The sequence below is a fragment of the Xanthomonas sp. WHRI 6108 genome, from assembly GCF_040202385.2.
GTDB lineage: Bacteria > Pseudomonadota > Gammaproteobacteria > Xanthomonadales > Xanthomonadaceae > Xanthomonas > Xanthomonas arboricola.
The window spans coordinates 4,069,657-4,085,146 of the sequence record NZ_CP168198.1 but is presented as its reverse complement, the minus strand read 5'-3'; the positions used below and the strand labels follow the sequence as shown (position 1 = coordinate 4,085,146).

The following is a 15,490-nucleotide window of genomic DNA, read 5'->3' as shown; positions in this document are numbered from 1 at the left end:
GGTCCTACTTGATCGTCTTCAGGTGCGTTTCGAAATCCGCAAAGCTCGGACGCACGTTGGAGGGCAGCGTCTTGCGCGCGAATTCCAGCGCAATCTTCGGGTTGTAGCCACGCAGGCAGGCCAGCAGCGCGGTCTTGACCGCCTCGTACATGCGCCCGTCCTGCTCGGCGCGCGCTTCCATCGCCGCGGCCAGCGGTGCGACAAAGCCATAGGCCAGCAAAATGCCCAGGAAGGTGCCGACCAGGGCGGCGCCGACGTGGTGGCCGATCTCCTCGATCGGCCCGCCGATCGAGCCCATGGTGATCACGATGCCGAGCACGGCCGCCACGATGCCGAAGCCTGGCAGGCCGTCGGACACCTTGCTCAGCGCATGCGAGGGCGCCAGCGCTTCGTGGTGATGTTTTTCCAGCTCCAGCTCGAGCAGCGGCTCCAGCTCGTGCGGTTCGATGTTGCTGCCGATCATCAGGCGCAGGCAATCGGTGATGAAGTCCAGCAGGTGATGGTCGGCGACCACCTTGGGGTAGTTGCCGAAGATGGTGCTGTCCTGCGGTTTTTCGACGTGATCTTCCAGCGCCATGAAGCCGTCGCGGCGCGCCTTGTTGAGCAGCTCATAGATCAGGCTCAGCGTGTCCTTGTAGTCGTCGGACTTGTACTGCGGGCCCTTGAACACGCCCAGGATGCTGCTGAAGGTCTCCTTGACGATCTTTCCGGGCGTGCTGACCAGAAACGCACCGAACGCCGCGCCACCGATGATCATCAGCTCGTACGGCTGCCAGAGCGCGCCCAGCTTGCCATGCGACAGCACATAGCCGCCGAGGACACTGACGATGACGACGATGAAGCCGATGATGATGAGCATGGCGCAGCCAAAAGCAAACAGGGTTGCTGTTGTTTCGGCTTGCGCGGCGGATTCTTGAAGCGCACGGCGTGAAGGTGTGCGGTGTAACTGAACGATCGCTGGGGGGATCGCTTCTTCACGCGGCAGGTTGCGGCGCTGTCGCTACTTGCGCCAGGTGCGCTCAGGCCGTTCCAGCCCTTGATTGAATGGCTTTGCGGCGCGGATGCCCACTGCAAGCAATCCCTGCAACGCTCATCGTGACCTAGCCTTGCTCATGACCTAGCCTTGCTCAGGTGAATCGCGCCTGGCTACAGCGATGCTTCGACGCCTTGTCGGGGTCGCTGCATCGCGTCGGCGATGCGGCAGCGCCTGCCAGTGGGCGCAGGTGTTGCAGGCATGCATCCGGCACGGAATCCCTCCGGGCCGGATGCATGTGTCGGCTCAGGCCGGTTGCGCTTCGGCGCCTGCGCGCTGCAAGGGGTTGGGCAGGGCCTGGCCGTTTTCGGTAAAGCCCAGCGAGACCGAGTTCAGGCAGTGGCGTTCACCGGTCGGCGGCGGGCCGTCGGGGAACACGTGGCCCAGGTGGCTGTCGCAGCGCGCGCAGACGATCTCGGTGCGGATCATGCCGTAGCTGGTGTCGCGGATTTCGCGCACATGGGCGGTGTCGTACGGGGCGAAGAAGCTCGGCCAGCCGGTGCCGGATTCGAACTTGGCGCTGGAGCGGAACAACGGCAACCCGCACAGGCGGCAGGTGTAGACGCCGTCGAGCTTGTTGTCCAGGAACACTCCGCAGAACGGCGCTTCGGTGCCATGGTGCAGCAGCACGCGCTGTTCCTCGTCGCTGAGCCCGGCGATCAGGGCGTCGCGTTGGGCGGGGGAGGGAGGGGTCAGATCGAACTGGCTCATGGGGTTCTCGCATGCGCGCGCTGGCAGGGTGCCGCGCCTGCACCCGTGATGTGGGCGCTGTCGGCGTGGTTCAAGCGTGCTGGGCACCAAGCCCCTCTCCCGCCGGGGCGCCACGGCACAGCTTGCGCGCCACTGGCGCGCGTGCCTTGGTGCTGCGTCTGCGCCGCTGGAGCAGGCCGGGGCGCGGAGCGGGGGTTGGGGTGAGGGCACGGCGGCGAAGCCACGACGCAGTACTGATTGCCAGGCTTCACGCACCCTCATCCGGCGCTGTGCGCCAGCTTGTCCCGATGGGAGCAGGAAGTGCCTTTCGCGCCGCACTCATCTCGCGAACGCGTTCAGGCCATAGCCGGCCCGATGCATTGCCGCAGCACGCCGGCGCCCCCATCCAGGGAGTACTCCTCGATCAAGCACGGTGTCCGTCATGGCGATCCCTTATTCAATGCGCGGCCTGCTGCTGTGCGGCCTGCTGGCTGCCGCCAGCGCTGCGGCGGCGCAATCGGCCACCAGCACACGCTCGTCCAATACGCTGCAGCCGATCACCAGCCCGACGCCCGCCCAGCCCACGCTGACCGCGCCGCGCGCAGTGCAGCCCGCGCCGGCCACGGCTCCGGTGCCATCGCAGCTCGGCCAGCGCCCGTCCGCGCCCACCATCCCGACCCGTGGCCCGGCCCAAACGCCGGTGGCGCCGGCCGGCAGCCAGGTTGCGCCGGCCAGCGCGCCGATGGTCTACGACCGCAATGGCCGCTTGCTGCACGGCATGCAGCCGGCCGGCGCCAACCGGGTGCTGGATACCAAGACCGGGCGCTATTACGACGCGGTCCCGGCCGGCGACGGCATGCGCGTGGTGCGCTGACCCGCGCCGTTACCAATCCCCAATTCCGACTCCCAAATCTCAGCCCTCGATCGGCAACGCCAGGGTCTCCTTGACCTCTTCCATCACGATGTAGCTCTTGGACTCGCGCACATGCGGCATGGTCAGCAAGGTGCTGCCGAGCAGCTTGCGATAGGAGGCCATCTCGCTGATGCGCGCCTTGAGCAGGTAGTCGAAATCGCCCGAGACCAGATGGCATTCCAGCACGTTGGGCAGCTTGAGCGCGGCGCGCCGGAACTCCTCGAAAATGTCGCCGGACTTGTAGGCTAGGCTGATCTCCACAAACACCAGCAGGCTGGCCTTGAGATAGTGCGGGTCCAGCCGCGCGTAGTAGCCGGTGATGGCGCCATCGCGCTCCAGCCGGCGCACGCGCTCGGTGCAGGGCGTGGTCGACAGGCCCACCCGCTCGCCCAGTTCGGTAAAGGAAATCCGCCCCTCCTGCTGCAGGATGCGCAGGATCTTGCGGTCGATCTTGTCCAGCTCGCGGGTGCGGGTCGTCATCGGGTCTGCTTCCACAGGGTTTGACAGGAGGATTCACTGCCAAGGCAGGCTGATTCCAGAAATGGCACTGCCTGGCTCGCAATATACTGCGTCTAACTGTCCCCCTCGACGCCTGGTTGTGGGGGAATACCCTTTCCAGGAGAACGACATGCGGGTGCTCATTCTCGGTAGTGGCGTCATCGGCACCACCACGGCCTGGTATCTGGCACAGGCCGGTTGCGAGGTCACCGTGGTCGACCGCCAGCCGGCGGCGGCGCTGGAAACCAGCTACGCCAACGCCGGCCAGCTGTCGTTCGGCTACACCTCGCCGTGGGCCGCGCCCGGTGTGCCCGGCAAGGCGGTGAAGTGGCTGTTCGAGCAGCATGCACCGCTGTCGATCCGGCCCACGCGCGACCTGCGTCAGCTGGCCTGGCTGAGCCAGATGCTGCGCAACTGCACCGCCGAGCGCTATGCGGTGAACAAGGCGCGCATGGTGCGTATGTCCGACTACAGCCGCGATTGCCTGAACGCATTGCGTGCCAGCACCGGCATCGAGTTCGAAGGCCGCCAGCTCGGTACCACCCAGCTGTTTCGCACCCAGCAGCAACTGGATGCCGCCGCGCAGGACATCGAGGTGCTGGCCCAGTACGGCGTGCCCTACGAGCTGCTGACCCCGGCGCAGATCGCCCAGTTCGAACCGGGCCTGGCCGGCGGTGGCGTGCAGATGGCCGGCGCCTTGCGCCTGCCCGAGGACCAGACCGGCGACTGCCGGCTGTTCACCCAGCGCCTGGCCGAACTGGCCGCGCAGGCGGGGGTGGAGTTCCGCTACGGGCAGCAAATCGAGCATCTGCAGCACCAAGGCGGGCGCGTCACCGGCGTGCAGATCGATGGCCGCATCGAGACCGCCGACCGCTACGTGCTGGCGCTGGGCAGCTACTCGGCCGACCTGCTGCTCTCGCTCGGCCTGCACCTGCCGGTGTATCCGCTCAAGGGCTATTCGCTGACCATCCCGATCGTGGATGCCGCGCGCGCGCCGACCTCCACGGTGCTGGACGAGAGCTACAAGATCGCGCTGACCCGCTTCGACGACCGTATTCGCGTCGGCGGCATGGCCGAGGTGGCCGGCTTCGACCTGTCGTTGAATCCGCGCCGCCGCGCCACGCTGGAGATGGTGGTCAACGACCTGTTCCCCGGTGCCGGCGATCTGGCCCAGGCCGAGTTCTGGACCGGCCTGCGCCCAGCCACGCCGGACGGTACGCCGGTGGTCGGTGCCACGCCGTATGCCAACCTGTTCCTCAATACCGGCCACGGTACCCTGGGCTGGACCATGGCCTGCGGCTCGGGCCGCTATCTGGCCGACCTGATGCAGGGCCGCACGCCCGACATCGATAGCGAAGGCCTGGACATCTTCCGTTACCTGTCGCCACGCAGCGCCCGCGCGCAGCAGGAGGCCGCGTAGTGCGTCCTGCGCAAGCGTTGATCGACCTGGACGCATTGCGTCACAACTACCGCCTGGCCAAGCGCCTGGGCGGCAGCAAGGCCCTGGCGGTGGTCAAGGCCGATGCCTACGGCCACGGCGCGGTGCGCTGCGCGCAGGCGCTGGACGGCGAGGCCGACGGCTTTGCGGTGGCCTGCATCGAAGAAGCGCTGGAGCTGCGTCAGGCTGGCATCCGCGCACCGATCCTGCTGCTGGAAGGGTTCTTCGAACACGACGAACTGCGCCTGATTGCCGAGCATGATCTGTGGACGGTAGTGGCCACGCCGCAGCAGGTGCGCGCGCTGGCCGAGTTCCAGAGCCCGCGTCCGTTGCGGGTATGGCTGAAGCTGGACAGCGGCATGCATCGGCTGGGCCTGTCACCGGAAGACTTTCGTGCGGCGTGGTTGCGTCTGCGCGGGCTGCCGCAGATCGCCTCGCTGGTGCTGATGACCCACCTGGCGCGCGCCGACGAGCTGGAGTGCAGCCGCACCGACGAGCAGGCGGTGGCGTTCGCACTCACCGCCGGCGGCATGCAGGCCGAAACCAGCCTGCGCAATTCGCCCGGCCTGCTCGGCTGGCCGGCGCTGCGTAACGATTGGTCGCGTCCGGGGCTGATGCTGTACGGCGCAAACCCGTTCCCGCAGGACACCGACACCACCGCGCAACTACGCCCGGTGATGACGCTGCGCTCGCGCATCATCTCCGTACGCGAGCTGCCGGCCGGCGAGCCGGTGGGGTACGGCGCCCGCTTCGTCGCCGAGCGGCCCACCCGCGTCGGCGTGGTGGCGGCCGGTTATGCCGACGGCTATCCGCAGTTTGCCCCCAACGGCACCCCGGTGCTGGTGGATGGACAGGTCTGCCCGCTGATCGGGCGTGTGTCGATGGACATGCTGACGGTGGATCTCACCGAGCACCCGCAGGCCGACATCGGTGCGTCAGTGCAGCTGTGGGGCGATGCGCCGCGCGTCAGTCCGCTGGCAACGCAGTGCAATGTCAGCGCGTATCAACTGCTGTGTGGACTCAAGCGCGTGCCGCGGACGTATGTGGGTGAGGCGGCAGTGGGCGAAGGAGTCACGCGGTGAGGTGTACCTTCTCCCATCGGGAGAAGGTGCCCCGAAGGGGCGGATGAGGGGACGTGCGAAGCCACATGCACTTGGAACAACGCATTGGCTTCGCTCGTACACTTACCCCAACCCCCGCTCCGCGCCCCGGCCTGCGCCAGCGGCGCAGGCGCACCAAGGCACGCGCGCCAGTGGCGCGCAAGCTGTGCCGTGGCGCCTCGACGGGAGAAGCTTGAAGCGGCTGCTTACAACCCGGCGGTACTCCGGTCGCCGCGGAACTGCTTGCGCACCCAGTCGTCGATCATCGCCTTTTCGAAGCGCAGTGGATCGCTGTCGGTCAGGCGCGGGCCGCTCATCAGAAACGCCGAATCCACCAGCTTGCGTTCGCCCTGGTCGATCACCTGGCCATCGGCGCCGGTCAGCGTGTAGTTGAAGCTCAGGCGCGGCGGGTAGATGTCCTTGACGATGCGCACGTCCTGCATGCGCGGCCCGTGCCAGGGCTCGTACTGGCCGGCGCGGCGGATGTCGGTGATGGTCACGCTCAGGCGCTGGCCGTCGGGCAGCTTGCGCGCGGCGCTCTGCTGGAAATAAGTCGCCAGCTGGGTCACCCAGTCGCCACGCTGCGCTTCCCAGCGGTTGCCGCTGAAGCGCACTTCGGAAAACTGCGCCGGGTCGGTCCAGCGCACATCGACCTTGCCATCGCCGGTCAGCGCGCGTGGCGCCTGCGGGTCGGTGACGTTGCGTACACGTGCCTGCGCGCCGGTTGCCGCGAGCAGTCCTGCCAGCAACAGGCTGGCGCCGCAAAGGCTGGAACGTTTCATGGAAAGTCTCCAAGCTGAAGGTACGTGGACGTACCGGGCGTCCTTGCAGTGTGGGGGCGCGTCTGCGTGCCGGCAACGCTTGCCACGCAAGGGCTGGCCGGCCATTGCCACGCGGTTAATCCGCAGCGCTGGCGCCATGACGGCGGGTTCACCGCGCCTGCGCCTGCGCTTCACGGCGCAGCCCGGAAGATCGCCAGCATGGACACCCACTCTTTCCGCACAAAGTCAGCCTCTTCGGCGCCGGCACACCTGCCGTCGGACGTGCGCCTGCAGTTCATCGACTGGGCGAAACAACACGGCCATAACCCCGCCACCGGGGCCGCCGCCTTCGTCGCCCTGCAAAGCGATGTGGATCTGGATCTGGCGACCCGCGCGCTGCGGATGGAACCGGGAGCCTCGCCGCGCGATGCCTTGCGCGAACACCTGGCCGCGCTGGCGCGCCAGGGCGATGTGGCGGTGCAGTTCCCGCCGGTCTACGCCTACACCGCCGCCAACGGGCTGGAATACCGCTACTCGCTGATGCTGGTGATCGCCGAGGATTGCGTCGAGTGGACCGGGCGGGTCTGGCAGGACCTGGATTACCAGGGAATGCTCACCGGCCGCGGCCAGGGTCCACGCGCCAACTACACCCAACTGGCGCGGATGGCGCTGGAACACGAGCTTGATCAGGAGCGCCCCCGTTATGTCCAGGCATGAACTCGAACTGCAGTTGCCGCTGGGCGCACAGGTCGCCACCGGCGAGGATGGTTTCAGCGAGCGCTGCCGCAGCGAATGCGCCAAACTTGGCCTGTCGCGGGTGCGGTTGCTGTTGCTGGACGCCGAGTACGCGCGTTCCACCGCCTGGCGCGAAGAAGCGCAGCGCTGGATGGACGAGCAGTTGCGCCGCGAAGGCGAGTGGGTGTTTCGCGGCGTGATCGCCGGGATCGTGGTGCTGGCGGCATGCATCGCGCTGTGCGCGGCGCTGCTGTGGTGATCCCTGGGGAGCCGGCGGCACGCGCGTGAACCGGGTCGGCCGGCTGTGCACCCGCTGACGACACCGGGCGTGGTTTCATCTGCCCGTCATCCGCCCTGGCACCACCCCTGGATCCCGATTTGAGCACCTCGACCACCAGCCCCGATCTGGCCACCAGCCACCCGGCAGCCCTCGCCGAGCCCTTCCTCGACCCGGGGATGTACCACGAGATCTTCCATAATCTGGACGCGGGGTTCTGCGTCATCGATATGGTGTTCGATGGCGACAAGGCCGTCGATTACGTGATCCGGATGACCAATGGCGCGTTCGAGCGCTACACCGGTCTTTCCAATGTATTGAATGTCTCCATTCGCGGCATGCTGGTCGATCACGAACAGGAATGGTTCGACCGCTACGGCCATGTCGCCCGCACCGGCAACCGCATCCATTTCGAAATGCAGGCCAAGGCATTGCGCCGCTGGTATTCGGTGGATGCATTCCGGGTCGGGCAGCCGGAACAGGCGCGGGTGGCGGTGTTGTTCATGGACATCACCGAGCGCAAGCGGGTGGAGCGCGAGCTGGCCGAGAGCGAGGCGCGTTTTAGCGCCCTGGCCGACGGCCTGCCGATGCCGGTCTGGGTACTGGACGCGCAAGGCGTGGTGCGCTTCGTCAACAGCGCCTATGGCGAATTTTTCGGCATCGACATTTCCAGCGGCACGGTGTCGGCCTGGAGCGAGTTGCTGCATCCGGACGACCTGTCGATCTTCCAGTTCGAACTGGCCACCGCATTGGAAGAACAGCGCGGCCTGCACGCACTGGTGCGCGCGCGCCGCCACGACGGGCAGTGGCGCTGGATCGAAATGACCGCCACGCCGCGCTACTCGGCCGACGGGCGCTTCATCGGCCTGGCCGGCAGCAGCCCGGACGTGACCGAACAACGCGAGATCGAACTGGCACGCGAACAGCTGCTCGAATCCGAGCGCAGCGCACGCAACGAAGCCGAGAGCATGGCGCGGCTGAAGGACGAGTTCCTGGCCACCTTGTCGCACGAATTGCGCACGCCGCTGACCACCATCCTGGGCTGGAGCGAGCTGCTGCTGCAGCGGGTCGAGGAAGGTCATCCCAACTACAAGGGCCTGTCGGTGATCGCCAGCAGTGCCCGTGCGCAGAAACGCCTGATCTCGGACATGCTCGACCTCAGCAGCATGTTGCTGGGCAAGGTGCAGTTGGAGGTCGAGTCGCTGGATCTGGTCGAACAGGTGCGCGAGGCCCTGAACACCCAGGAGCTGGCTGCCGAGGGCAAGGACCAGGTACTGGAAGTGCATGCCCCGTCCACGCCGTGCCTGGTGCTGGGCGATGCCACGCGGCTGCAGCAGGTGCTGTGGAATCTGCTGTCCAATGCGATCAAGTTCACCCCGGCACATGGCCGCATCGACGTCACTATCGAGCGCGACGACGGCCACCTGCTGGTCGCGATACGCGATTCGGGCGACGGCATCGCAGCGGAATTCCTGCCGCATCTGTTCGGCCGCTTCCGCCAGGCCGACGGCACTACCACGCGCCAGCATGGCGGCCTGGGCCTGGGCCTGGCGATCGTGCAGCAGCTGGTGGAAATGCATGGCGGCCAGGTCAGCGCCACCAGCGGCGGTCGCGGCAAGGGCGCCACCTTCACCGTGCGCCTGCCGGAGCACATTCCCGATCAGGCCAGGCGTCCGCGGCGCGAGCTGCGCCGGCGCTTGATGTCCGAACAGATCATCGAAGCGCGCGCGCTCAATGGCTTGCGCCTGCTGGCGGTGGAAGACCAGCCGGACATGCTCGATTACCTGCGCCGTTTGCTGGAAGAGCAGGGCGCCGAAGTGGTCACCGCCGGCAGCGCCACCGATGCGCTGGCACTGATCGATCATCGCGGCCATGCACGCTTCGATCTGATGCTGACCGACATCGGCATGCCGGGCATGGATGGCTACGGGCTGATCCGCACCGTGCGCGAGAACATGGGGCTGGACGCGGCGGCACTGCCGGCCGTGGCAGTGACCGCGCTGGCACGCGACGACGATCGCAAGCGCGCGCTGGACTCCGGTTTCCAGGAGCATCTGGCCAAACCCTACAGCGTCGCCCAACTGGTCACCGCGGTGCGTGCCGCGCGCGAATCGGTGGAGTGAGACGGCAGGCGGCGCCGATGTCGCGCCGCCGCTCCGGCTGACAAGCACAGGTGAAAGAGGCTGTTTACTGCCTCTTTCACGGCGGATGGCCTAGCGTGGCGCATTCCCTCGATGGAGATGACGCCATGTCCAGATACGCCCCGCATGTCTATTCGGAACAAGTACAGATCGCCACGCTCGAACATTGGGTGTCGCTGCTCGGTGGCCAGGAGCGCGTGCGCGTCGAGCTCGACGACGGCAGCATGATCAGCGGCACCGTCGCCGTGCGCCCGAGCATCCAGACCTATCTGGACGACCAGCAGCGCGAAGGCCTCAACGGCCAGCTGCGCATCGACCAGCTGGATTCCGCGCAGGAGCCGCACTGGATCTGGATGGACCGCATCGTGGCAGTGCACCCCTTGCCGCTGGGCAGCGATCCGCAAGCCGCTTCCTGAGTCACGCATTGACGATGTGTTTACTTCTCGTCGTGGCGTTGACGGCATGATGGCCGATTGTCGTAACTGTTCAGGATCAATCGCGCAATGAATGCTCCCGCGTTGAAGCTCGCCCGCTGGCCGCTGTCGCTGATGACCGTCGCCCTCCTCGCCGCCTGCGGCGATACCGCCACGCTTGCCATCGAACAAGGGACCGGGCCGAACCCGCAATTGCCCGAGCCGGTCAAACGCCTGATCCCCACCGTCAAGGTGGCGCCGGTCAAGCGCTGGACCGAGAACGCCAAGCCGATCGCCGCCGACGACCTGCAGGTTGCCGCGTTTGCGCGCGACCTGGATCACCCGCGCTGGGTCTATGTGCTGCCGAACGGCGACGTGCTGGTGGCCGAGACCGCCGAGCCGCCCAAGCCGGAAGACGCCGAAGGCGGCGGCATCCGCAAGAAGGTGCAGGGCGCGATGATGAGCAAGGCCGGCGCCGTGGTGCCCAGTGCCAACCGCATCACCTTGCTGCGCGATGCCGATGGCGACGGCGTGGCCGAAGTGCGCACCCAGTTCATCACCGGGCTGTTTTCCCCGTTCGGCATGGCCCTGATCGGCGATCGTTTCTACGTGGCCAATGCCGATGCGCTGGTGAGCTTTCCGTACAAGCCCGGCGAGACGCATATCACCGCCAAGCCGACCTTCGTGGCCAACCTGCCCGGCGGCCTGAATCACCATTGGACCAAGTCGCTGCTGGCCAGCGCCGACGGCAGCAAGCTGTATGTCGGCGTCGGCTCCAACAGCAACGTGGCCGAAAACGGCATGGAGGCCGAACTCAACCGCGCCGCGATCCTGGAGATCGATCCGGCCACCGGCAGCAGCCGCGTGTTCGCCAGCGGCCTGCGCAATCCGGTCGGCACCGCCTGGGAGCCGCAGAGCAAGTCGCTGTGGGTGGTGGTCAACGAGCGCGACGAGATCGGCAGCGATCTGGTGCCGGATTACCTGACCTCGGTGCGCGACGGCGGTTTTTATGGCTGGCCCTACAGCTATTACGGCCAGCATGTGGACGAGCGGGTCAAACCGCAGAACCCCGAGCTGGTGGCCAAGGCGATCAAGCCCGACTACGCGCTGGGCCCGCATACCGCCTCGCTGGGCCTGAGCTTTGCCAGCGGAAGCCTGCTGCCGGAGCGCTTCCGCCAGGGCGCCTTCATCGGCCAGCACGGCTCGTGGAATCGCGACCCGCCCAGCGGCTACAAGGTGCTGTTCGTGCCGTTCGTCGACGGCAAGCCCAGCGGCACGCCGATCACGGTGCTGGACGGTTTCCTGGATGCCGAAGGCAATGCGCAGGGGCGACCGGTGGGCGTGAACCCGGACAATACCGGGGCGCTGCTGGTGGCCGACGATGTCGGCAATGTGATCTGGCGGGTGACACCTAAGGCGCGCTGATCCAGACAACGCGCTGGCTCAGGCGTTCAAACGAAAAAAACCGGGCCCAGGCCCGGTTTTTTCATGCGTGTGCCGCGATCGTGCGAGGTGCCACGCCAATGCGCCCACGCTCAGCGCGGCGGTTCGGGCGAAGCACTGAAGCGCCGCGCATAGCCACGTTCTTCGGTGATCCGGCTGATGTCGTCATCGGCCATTTCCGGAGCGCCATACACCGCATATGCCACGCTGCCATCGTCGCGCTCGCCGACCTGGTGCAGGCGGTAACGCGGCCGGCCCGCACCGGTGTTTTCGGGGTAGTGCATCGGTGGCGGGGTGTCATCCAGATCCATTTCGCTGTTGTCGACCACTCCACCTACGAACAGGGCTCGCATCGCGTCTCTCCGGTATTGGTGTGATTCCAGCCTAGGCGGGCGGATGTTGCGTGCGCATCAATAGACCGTATAGACATTGGAAGGGCCGCCGTCTGCAGGTCACGCAATCGAATGCCCGCCCAAGCGGGCGCCAGGGCGGGCGGCAGGCAGCGCTCCCTTACAATGGCGGCCTGTTCCCGACCCGATGATCCGATGGCTGGCCCGCACGATGCCCCGCTTCAAGCTCTGTTTCTGCCCTTCGCCCAGGGCGTGCTGCCATGGCCCAGCGGCCCGGTGCTGTTCCTGCGCGCGCGCGACGGGTTCCCGCTGCGCGAGCATGCGGCTGCCGATGCGCTGACCTGCGAGCAGAGCTTTCGTCCCTTCGCCGAGGCGCTGGAGCGCAACGGCTGGAACGTGCGCGAAGAGAGCGAGATCGAGGCCGACAGCACCCGTTACGCCCTGGTGCTGGTGTTGCCGCCGCGGCAACGCGAGGAAGCGCGTGCCCTGTTCGCGCGCGCGGTCGCGCTGTCCGCACCGGGCGGCCGCGTGGTGGCCTGCCAGTCCAACAACGAGGGCGCGCGCTCGGGCGAGGCGGATCTGCGTCAGCTCACCGGCCTGGCCGGCAGCCTGACCAAGCACCATTGCCGCACCTACTGGAGCGCGCCGCTGCCTGCCGACACCGATGCGGCGCTGCAGGCGCGCTGGGCGGCGCTGGATGCGCCGCGCCCCATTCTGGACGGGCGCTTCGTCAGTCGCCCCGGTGTGTTTGCCTGGGACCGCATCGATCCTGCCTCGGCGCTGCTGGTCGAGCATCTGCCGAGCACCCTGGCCGGACACGGCGCCGATCTGGGCGCGGGCTTCGGCTATCTGTCGGCCGAGGTGCTGGCGCGTTGCCCCAAGGTCACCGGGCTGGATCTGTACGAGGCCGAGGCGCGCGCGCTGACCCTGGCGCGGCGCAACCTGCAGGCCATCGCGCATCCGGCGCAGCTGCAGTACCACTGGCGCGACGTCACCGCCGGCCTGGGGGCGCAGTACGATTTCATCGTCAGCAACCCGCCGTTCCACACGCCTTCGCGTGCCGATCGTCCGGATATCGGCCAGCGCTTCATCGCCGTGGCCGCGCAGGCGTTGCGCCCGGGTGGGCAGCTGCTGCTGGTCGCCAACCGGCATCTGCCCTACGAGTACGTGCTCAACGAAAGCTTCGGGCAGGTGCGCGTGGCCGCCGAACGCGACGGCTTCAAGCTGATTTCCGCCGTGCGCGGTCGCGGAGCGCGCGTATGAAGCTGGTCAAGCACATCGCCAACCTCGGCTACGGCAGCCGCAAGCAGGTGACCCAGCTATTTCGCCAGGGCGCGGTCACCGACGCCGCCGGCGAGGTGCTGTATGCCGACGACCAGGTGGAGCACGATGCGATCCGTATCGATGGCGAACCGCTGGATCCGCCGGCGGGTTTCAGCCTGCTGTTGCACAAGCCCGGCGGCTACACCTGCTCGACCAAGGACACCGGCCGGCTGATCTACGAACTGCTGCCGCCGCGCTTCCGTTTGCGCGCGCCGGTGCTGGCGCCCGTCGGGCGGCTGGATCGCGAGACCAGCGGCATGTTGCTGATGACCGACGACGGCGCGCTGCTGCACCGGATCATTTCGCCCAAGTCGGCGCTGGACAAGGTTTATGACGTCATCCTGGCCGAGGACCTGCGTGGAGACGAGGCGGGGCTGTTTGCCAGCGGCACGCTGTTGCTGGACGGCGAAACCAAGCCGCTGCTGCCGGCCGAACTGGAAGTGCTCGGCCCACGCGAGGCACGCCTGACCCTGCACGAAGGCCGCTACCACCAGGTGCGGCGCATGTTCGCCGCCGCCGGCAATCACGTGGTGGCCTTGCACCGCAGCCGCATCGGTGGCTTGTCGCTGGATGGTCTGCCGTCCGGGCAATGGCGCGCGCTGGGGGCAGGGGATCTTGCGGTGTTGTTCGGCCGCAGCGAGCAGGCCTGAGCCACGCCGCTAGTGCTTGCGCCTGCGGCGCTTCCGGCCTGCGCGGTCTACTGCAGGCCGCGTGCGCGGCAATGCCTCAGACGTACTGCATCTTGCGCGACATGCCGCCATCGACGATGAAGTCCTGCCCGGTCACAAAGCCGGACAGCTGCGGCGACAGCAGATAGACCGCCAATTGCGCGATGTCTTCCGGCGTGCCCACCCGTCCGGCCGGATGCTGGGCATGGTCGCGCCGTGACAACTTGGGTGTGCGCCGGCGCGCCGGTGCGCGCCAGGCGTCGGTGCTGATCCAGCCCGGACTGATGCTGTTGACGCGCACCTGCGGGCCTTCGCTCAGCGCCAAGGCGTGGGTGAACGCCACCAGCCCGCCCTTGGCGGCGGCATAGGCTTCGCTATGCGGCTCCGATTGCCAGGCGCGGGTGGAGGCGATGTTGACGATCGCACCGCCGCCCTGGGCCTGCGCCAATGCGGGCAAGGCCTGCTTGCTGCACAGGAAGGCGCCATGCAGGCTGGCCAGCCTGCGATTCCACTCGTCCCAGTCCAGTTGCGGCAATGGCGGCACATGCGGATCGGCCACGCCGGCGTTGTTGACCAGGCCATCGAGTCGCCCGAAGCGGGTGAGCGCGGTGGCGATCAGGCGGGCCGCCTGGGCCGGGCGCGCGGCATCGCAACGCACGAAGGCACTGCGTCGCGGCAATGCCCACTCCTGCAGGCAGGCCTTGCCGGCATCGGCATCCAGGTCGCCGATCACCACGCTGCCACCAGCGCCCAGCACCGCCTGCGCGATGCCACGGCCGATGCCTTGGGCGCCGCCGGTGATCACCACCACGCGGTCCTGCAACGGGGAGGGATTCCATGCGGAGACGGCGGGGGTCAGGGGCATCGGGCGCACCAGGGGAGTGAGGTCGCGCGCACTGTAACGCGGGCGCCGTGGTGGCCGTAGCAACGCGATCGCCGCGCGCGAGGCATGCAGATTGGTGGCTTGCCCGCCGTTAGCGCGTCATGCCGCGCCGCTGCGCGCCGGCATCGCTGCGCGTTTCAGGCACGCGCAACCGCACGCGATGCGGCGGTCAGTGCTGCGATGCGCTCAACAACCGCTCCCAGCCGTCCTGGCCCAGGCGTTCCAGCGTCTGGATATTGCGTTCGACGATCACGTCCGGATCCGGAAACGCGGCCACCGCACGCTCCACGCTGTCTTCGCGCAGCAGGTGCAAGGTGGGGTAGGGCGAACGGTTGGTGAAGTTGGCCACGTCATCCACCGCCGCGCCTGCGAACTGATAGTCCGGATGGAAGCTGGCCACCTGCAACACGCCACCCAGATCCAGCGCTTCCACCGCCGCATCGGCGTTGTCGAGGAAGTCGTTGTAGTCCAGGAAATCGGTGAGCACGTCCGGATGCACGATCAAGGTGGTGTCGATCTGCTCGGCCGGCGTGTCGCGCAGCAACACCAGTTCTTCGGCCAGTTGTTCGAGCAACGCTTCGGGCGTGCTGGCATCGCTGAGCACCAGCCGCACCTGCTCCTTGACGTAGACCGCCTTGGCGAACGGGCACAGATTCAGGCCGATCACCGCGCGCTCGATCCACTGGCGGGTGGCGGTCAACGGGTCGAGCGTGGCAGGCGTGGTCGTCATCGTGGCGGCGGCGTGATGGTGGGCCAGTGTATGCGATCGCTGCCGGCGCGGCCGCCTGTGCCGGTGCAGCGCAGCGCGGGGCCGGCGCTTGGCG

The 15,490-nt window shown here is 67.5% G+C and carries 17 protein-coding genes; 10 read left to right on the top strand and 7 right to left on the bottom strand.

The genetic code is table 11. The annotated features are described in order from the left end of the window. Positions 1-4 precede the first annotated feature (4 nt). Together motA and msrB are read right to left on the bottom strand one after the other, a co-directional pair. Positions 5-859 carry a flagellar motor stator protein MotA gene (gene motA / locus ABQ039_RS17090; protein WP_024940287.1) on the bottom strand — a complete coding sequence of 285 codons (855 nt, stop codon included), beginning with the start codon at positions 857-859 and terminating at the stop codon, positions 5-7. 420 nt (positions 860-1,279) lie between these two features. Next, positions 1,280-1,744 (bottom strand): peptide-methionine (R)-S-oxide reductase MsrB, encoded by a 465-nt coding sequence (gene msrB / locus ABQ039_RS17085; protein ID WP_039525207.1) that lies wholly within the window; start codon positions 1,742-1,744, stop codon positions 1,280-1,282. A 421-nt stretch (positions 1,745-2,165) separates the two neighbouring features. Here msrB and ABQ039_RS17080 point away from each other — a divergent pair, with 421 nt between their 5' ends. Continuing rightward, positions 2,166-2,597 carry a hypothetical protein gene (locus ABQ039_RS17080; RefSeq protein WP_349778364.1) on the top strand — a complete coding sequence of 144 codons (432 nt, stop codon included), beginning with the start codon at positions 2,166-2,168 and terminating at the stop codon, positions 2,595-2,597. A gap of 39 nt (positions 2,598-2,636) precedes the next feature. Here the strand turns inward: ABQ039_RS17080 and ABQ039_RS17075 are convergent, their stop codons facing one another. Continuing rightward, positions 2,637-3,116: an Lrp/AsnC ligand binding domain-containing protein gene (locus tag ABQ039_RS17075; protein ID WP_024940284.1), complete on the bottom strand. Its 480-nt coding sequence runs from the start codon at positions 3,114-3,116 to the stop codon at positions 2,637-2,639. Positions 3,117-3,264: 148 nt separating this feature from the next. On the opposite strand from ABQ039_RS17075, the gene ABQ039_RS17070 reads away from it, so the two are divergent. Further along, positions 3,265-4,554 carry a D-amino acid dehydrogenase gene (locus ABQ039_RS17070; protein ID WP_102583543.1) on the top strand — a complete coding sequence of 430 codons (1,290 nt, stop codon included), beginning with the start codon at positions 3,265-3,267 and terminating at the stop codon, positions 4,552-4,554. After that, positions 4,554-5,654, top strand: coding sequence for an alanine racemase (alr, locus tag ABQ039_RS17065; protein WP_046344495.1), 1,101 nt, complete (start codon positions 4,554-4,556; stop codon positions 5,652-5,654). Before ABQ039_RS17070 ends, alr begins: the two co-directional genes overlap by 1 nt. Before the next feature lie 224 nt (positions 5,655-5,878). Here the strand turns inward: alr and ABQ039_RS17060 are convergent, their stop codons facing one another. Beyond that, positions 5,879-6,454 carry a DUF3016 domain-containing protein gene (locus tag ABQ039_RS17060; RefSeq protein WP_024940281.1) on the bottom strand — a complete coding sequence of 192 codons (576 nt, stop codon included), beginning with the start codon at positions 6,452-6,454 and terminating at the stop codon, positions 5,879-5,881. 249 nt (positions 6,455-6,703) lie between these two features. Between ABQ039_RS17060 and ABQ039_RS17055 the strand changes: the two genes are divergently transcribed. From ABQ039_RS17055 to ABQ039_RS17035, 5 genes are all read left to right on the top strand, one after another. Beyond that, positions 6,704-7,150 (top strand): hypothetical protein, encoded by a 447-nt coding sequence (locus ABQ039_RS17055; protein WP_180970435.1) that lies wholly within the window; start codon positions 6,704-6,706, stop codon positions 7,148-7,150. Beyond that, the gene (locus tag ABQ039_RS17050) at positions 7,137-7,427 is read left to right on the top strand and encodes a hypothetical protein (RefSeq protein ID WP_016903448.1); all 291 of its coding nucleotides are present in this window, start codon (positions 7,137-7,139) and stop codon (positions 7,425-7,427) included. The genes ABQ039_RS17055 and ABQ039_RS17050 overlap by 14 nt, the downstream gene beginning before the upstream one ends. A gap of 107 nt (positions 7,428-7,534) precedes the next feature. Beyond that, a complete protein-coding gene (locus ABQ039_RS17045; RefSeq protein ID WP_104568920.1) occupies positions 7,535-9,568 on the top strand; it encodes a PAS domain-containing sensor histidine kinase in 2,034 nt (677 codons plus the stop codon). Positions 9,569-9,693: 125 nt separating this feature from the next. After that, the gene (locus ABQ039_RS17040; RefSeq protein WP_349778363.1) at positions 9,694-10,002 is read left to right on the top strand and encodes a DUF3247 family protein; all 309 of its coding nucleotides are present in this window, start codon (positions 9,694-9,696) and stop codon (positions 10,000-10,002) included. An 87-nt stretch (positions 10,003-10,089) separates the two neighbouring features. Further along, on the top strand, positions 10,090-11,424 hold the full coding sequence (locus ABQ039_RS17035) for a sorbosone dehydrogenase family protein (protein WP_349778362.1): 1,335 nt from the start codon (positions 10,090-10,092) through the stop codon (positions 11,422-11,424). A gap of 110 nt (positions 11,425-11,534) precedes the next feature. On the opposite strand, the gene ABQ039_RS17030 is transcribed toward ABQ039_RS17035, so the two are convergent. Next, positions 11,535-11,795 (bottom strand): hypothetical protein, encoded by a 261-nt coding sequence (locus tag ABQ039_RS17030; RefSeq protein WP_087962350.1) that lies wholly within the window; start codon positions 11,793-11,795, stop codon positions 11,535-11,537. 192 nt (positions 11,796-11,987) lie between these two features. Here ABQ039_RS17030 and ABQ039_RS17025 point away from each other — a divergent pair, with 192 nt between their 5' ends. Both ABQ039_RS17025 and ABQ039_RS17020 read left to right on the top strand, forming a co-directional pair. Beyond that, on the top strand, positions 11,988-13,055 hold the full coding sequence (locus ABQ039_RS17025) for a class I SAM-dependent methyltransferase (protein WP_349778361.1): 1,068 nt from the start codon (positions 11,988-11,990) through the stop codon (positions 13,053-13,055). Then, on the top strand, positions 13,052-13,765 hold the full coding sequence (locus ABQ039_RS17020; protein WP_349778360.1) for a pseudouridine synthase: 714 nt from the start codon (positions 13,052-13,054) through the stop codon (positions 13,763-13,765). Before ABQ039_RS17025 ends, ABQ039_RS17020 begins: the two co-directional genes overlap by 4 nt. A 76-nt stretch (positions 13,766-13,841) precedes the next feature. Here ABQ039_RS17020 and ABQ039_RS17015 read toward each other — a convergent pair whose 3' ends face one another. Both ABQ039_RS17015 and ABQ039_RS17010 read right to left on the bottom strand, forming a co-directional pair. Next, complete coding sequence (locus tag ABQ039_RS17015) at positions 13,842-14,648, bottom strand: SDR family oxidoreductase (protein WP_024940272.1); 807 nt, start codon at positions 14,646-14,648, stop codon at positions 13,842-13,844. 187 nt (positions 14,649-14,835) lie between these two features. Further along, the gene (locus ABQ039_RS17010) at positions 14,836-15,396 is read right to left on the bottom strand and encodes a DUF1415 domain-containing protein (RefSeq protein WP_016903456.1); all 561 of its coding nucleotides are present in this window, start codon (positions 15,394-15,396) and stop codon (positions 14,836-14,838) included. Positions 15,397-15,490: the final 94 nt, after the last annotated feature.

What these genes read in the sequence shown, in the direction of transcription:
- motA (WP_024940287.1), bottom strand. Translation starts at nt 859, where the DNA reads ATGCTCATCATCATCGGCTTCATCGTCGTCATCGTCAGTGTCCTCGGC.
- msrB (WP_039525207.1), bottom strand. Translation starts at nt 1,744, where the DNA reads ATGAGCCAGTTCGATCTGACCCCTCCCTCCCCCGCCCAACGCGACGCC.
- ABQ039_RS17080 (WP_349778364.1), top strand. Translation starts at nt 2,166, where the DNA reads ATGGCGATCCCTTATTCAATGCGCGGCCTGCTGCTGTGCGGCCTGCTG.
- ABQ039_RS17075 (WP_024940284.1), bottom strand. Translation starts at nt 3,116, where the DNA reads ATGACGACCCGCACCCGCGAGCTGGACAAGATCGACCGCAAGATCCTG.
- ABQ039_RS17070 (WP_102583543.1), top strand. Translation starts at nt 3,265, where the DNA reads ATGCGGGTGCTCATTCTCGGTAGTGGCGTCATCGGCACCACCACGGCC.
- ABQ039_RS17060 (WP_024940281.1), bottom strand. Translation starts at nt 6,454, where the DNA reads ATGAAACGTTCCAGCCTTTGCGGCGCCAGCCTGTTGCTGGCAGGACTG.
- ABQ039_RS17050 (WP_016903448.1), top strand. Translation starts at nt 7,137, where the DNA reads ATGTCCAGGCATGAACTCGAACTGCAGTTGCCGCTGGGCGCACAGGTC.
- ABQ039_RS17040 (WP_349778363.1), top strand. Translation starts at nt 9,694, where the DNA reads ATGTCCAGATACGCCCCGCATGTCTATTCGGAACAAGTACAGATCGCC.
- ABQ039_RS17035 (WP_349778362.1), top strand. Translation starts at nt 10,090, where the DNA reads ATGAATGCTCCCGCGTTGAAGCTCGCCCGCTGGCCGCTGTCGCTGATG.
- ABQ039_RS17030 (WP_087962350.1), bottom strand. Translation starts at nt 11,795, where the DNA reads ATGCGAGCCCTGTTCGTAGGTGGAGTGGTCGACAACAGCGAAATGGAT.
- ABQ039_RS17025 (WP_349778361.1), top strand. Translation starts at nt 11,988, where the DNA reads ATGGCTGGCCCGCACGATGCCCCGCTTCAAGCTCTGTTTCTGCCCTTC.
- ABQ039_RS17020 (WP_349778360.1), top strand. Translation starts at nt 13,052, where the DNA reads ATGAAGCTGGTCAAGCACATCGCCAACCTCGGCTACGGCAGCCGCAAG.
- ABQ039_RS17015 (WP_024940272.1), bottom strand. Translation starts at nt 14,648, where the DNA reads ATGCCCCTGACCCCCGCCGTCTCCGCATGGAATCCCTCCCCGTTGCAG.
- ABQ039_RS17010 (WP_016903456.1), bottom strand. Translation starts at nt 15,396, where the DNA reads ATGACGACCACGCCTGCCACGCTCGACCCGTTGACCGCCACCCGCCAG.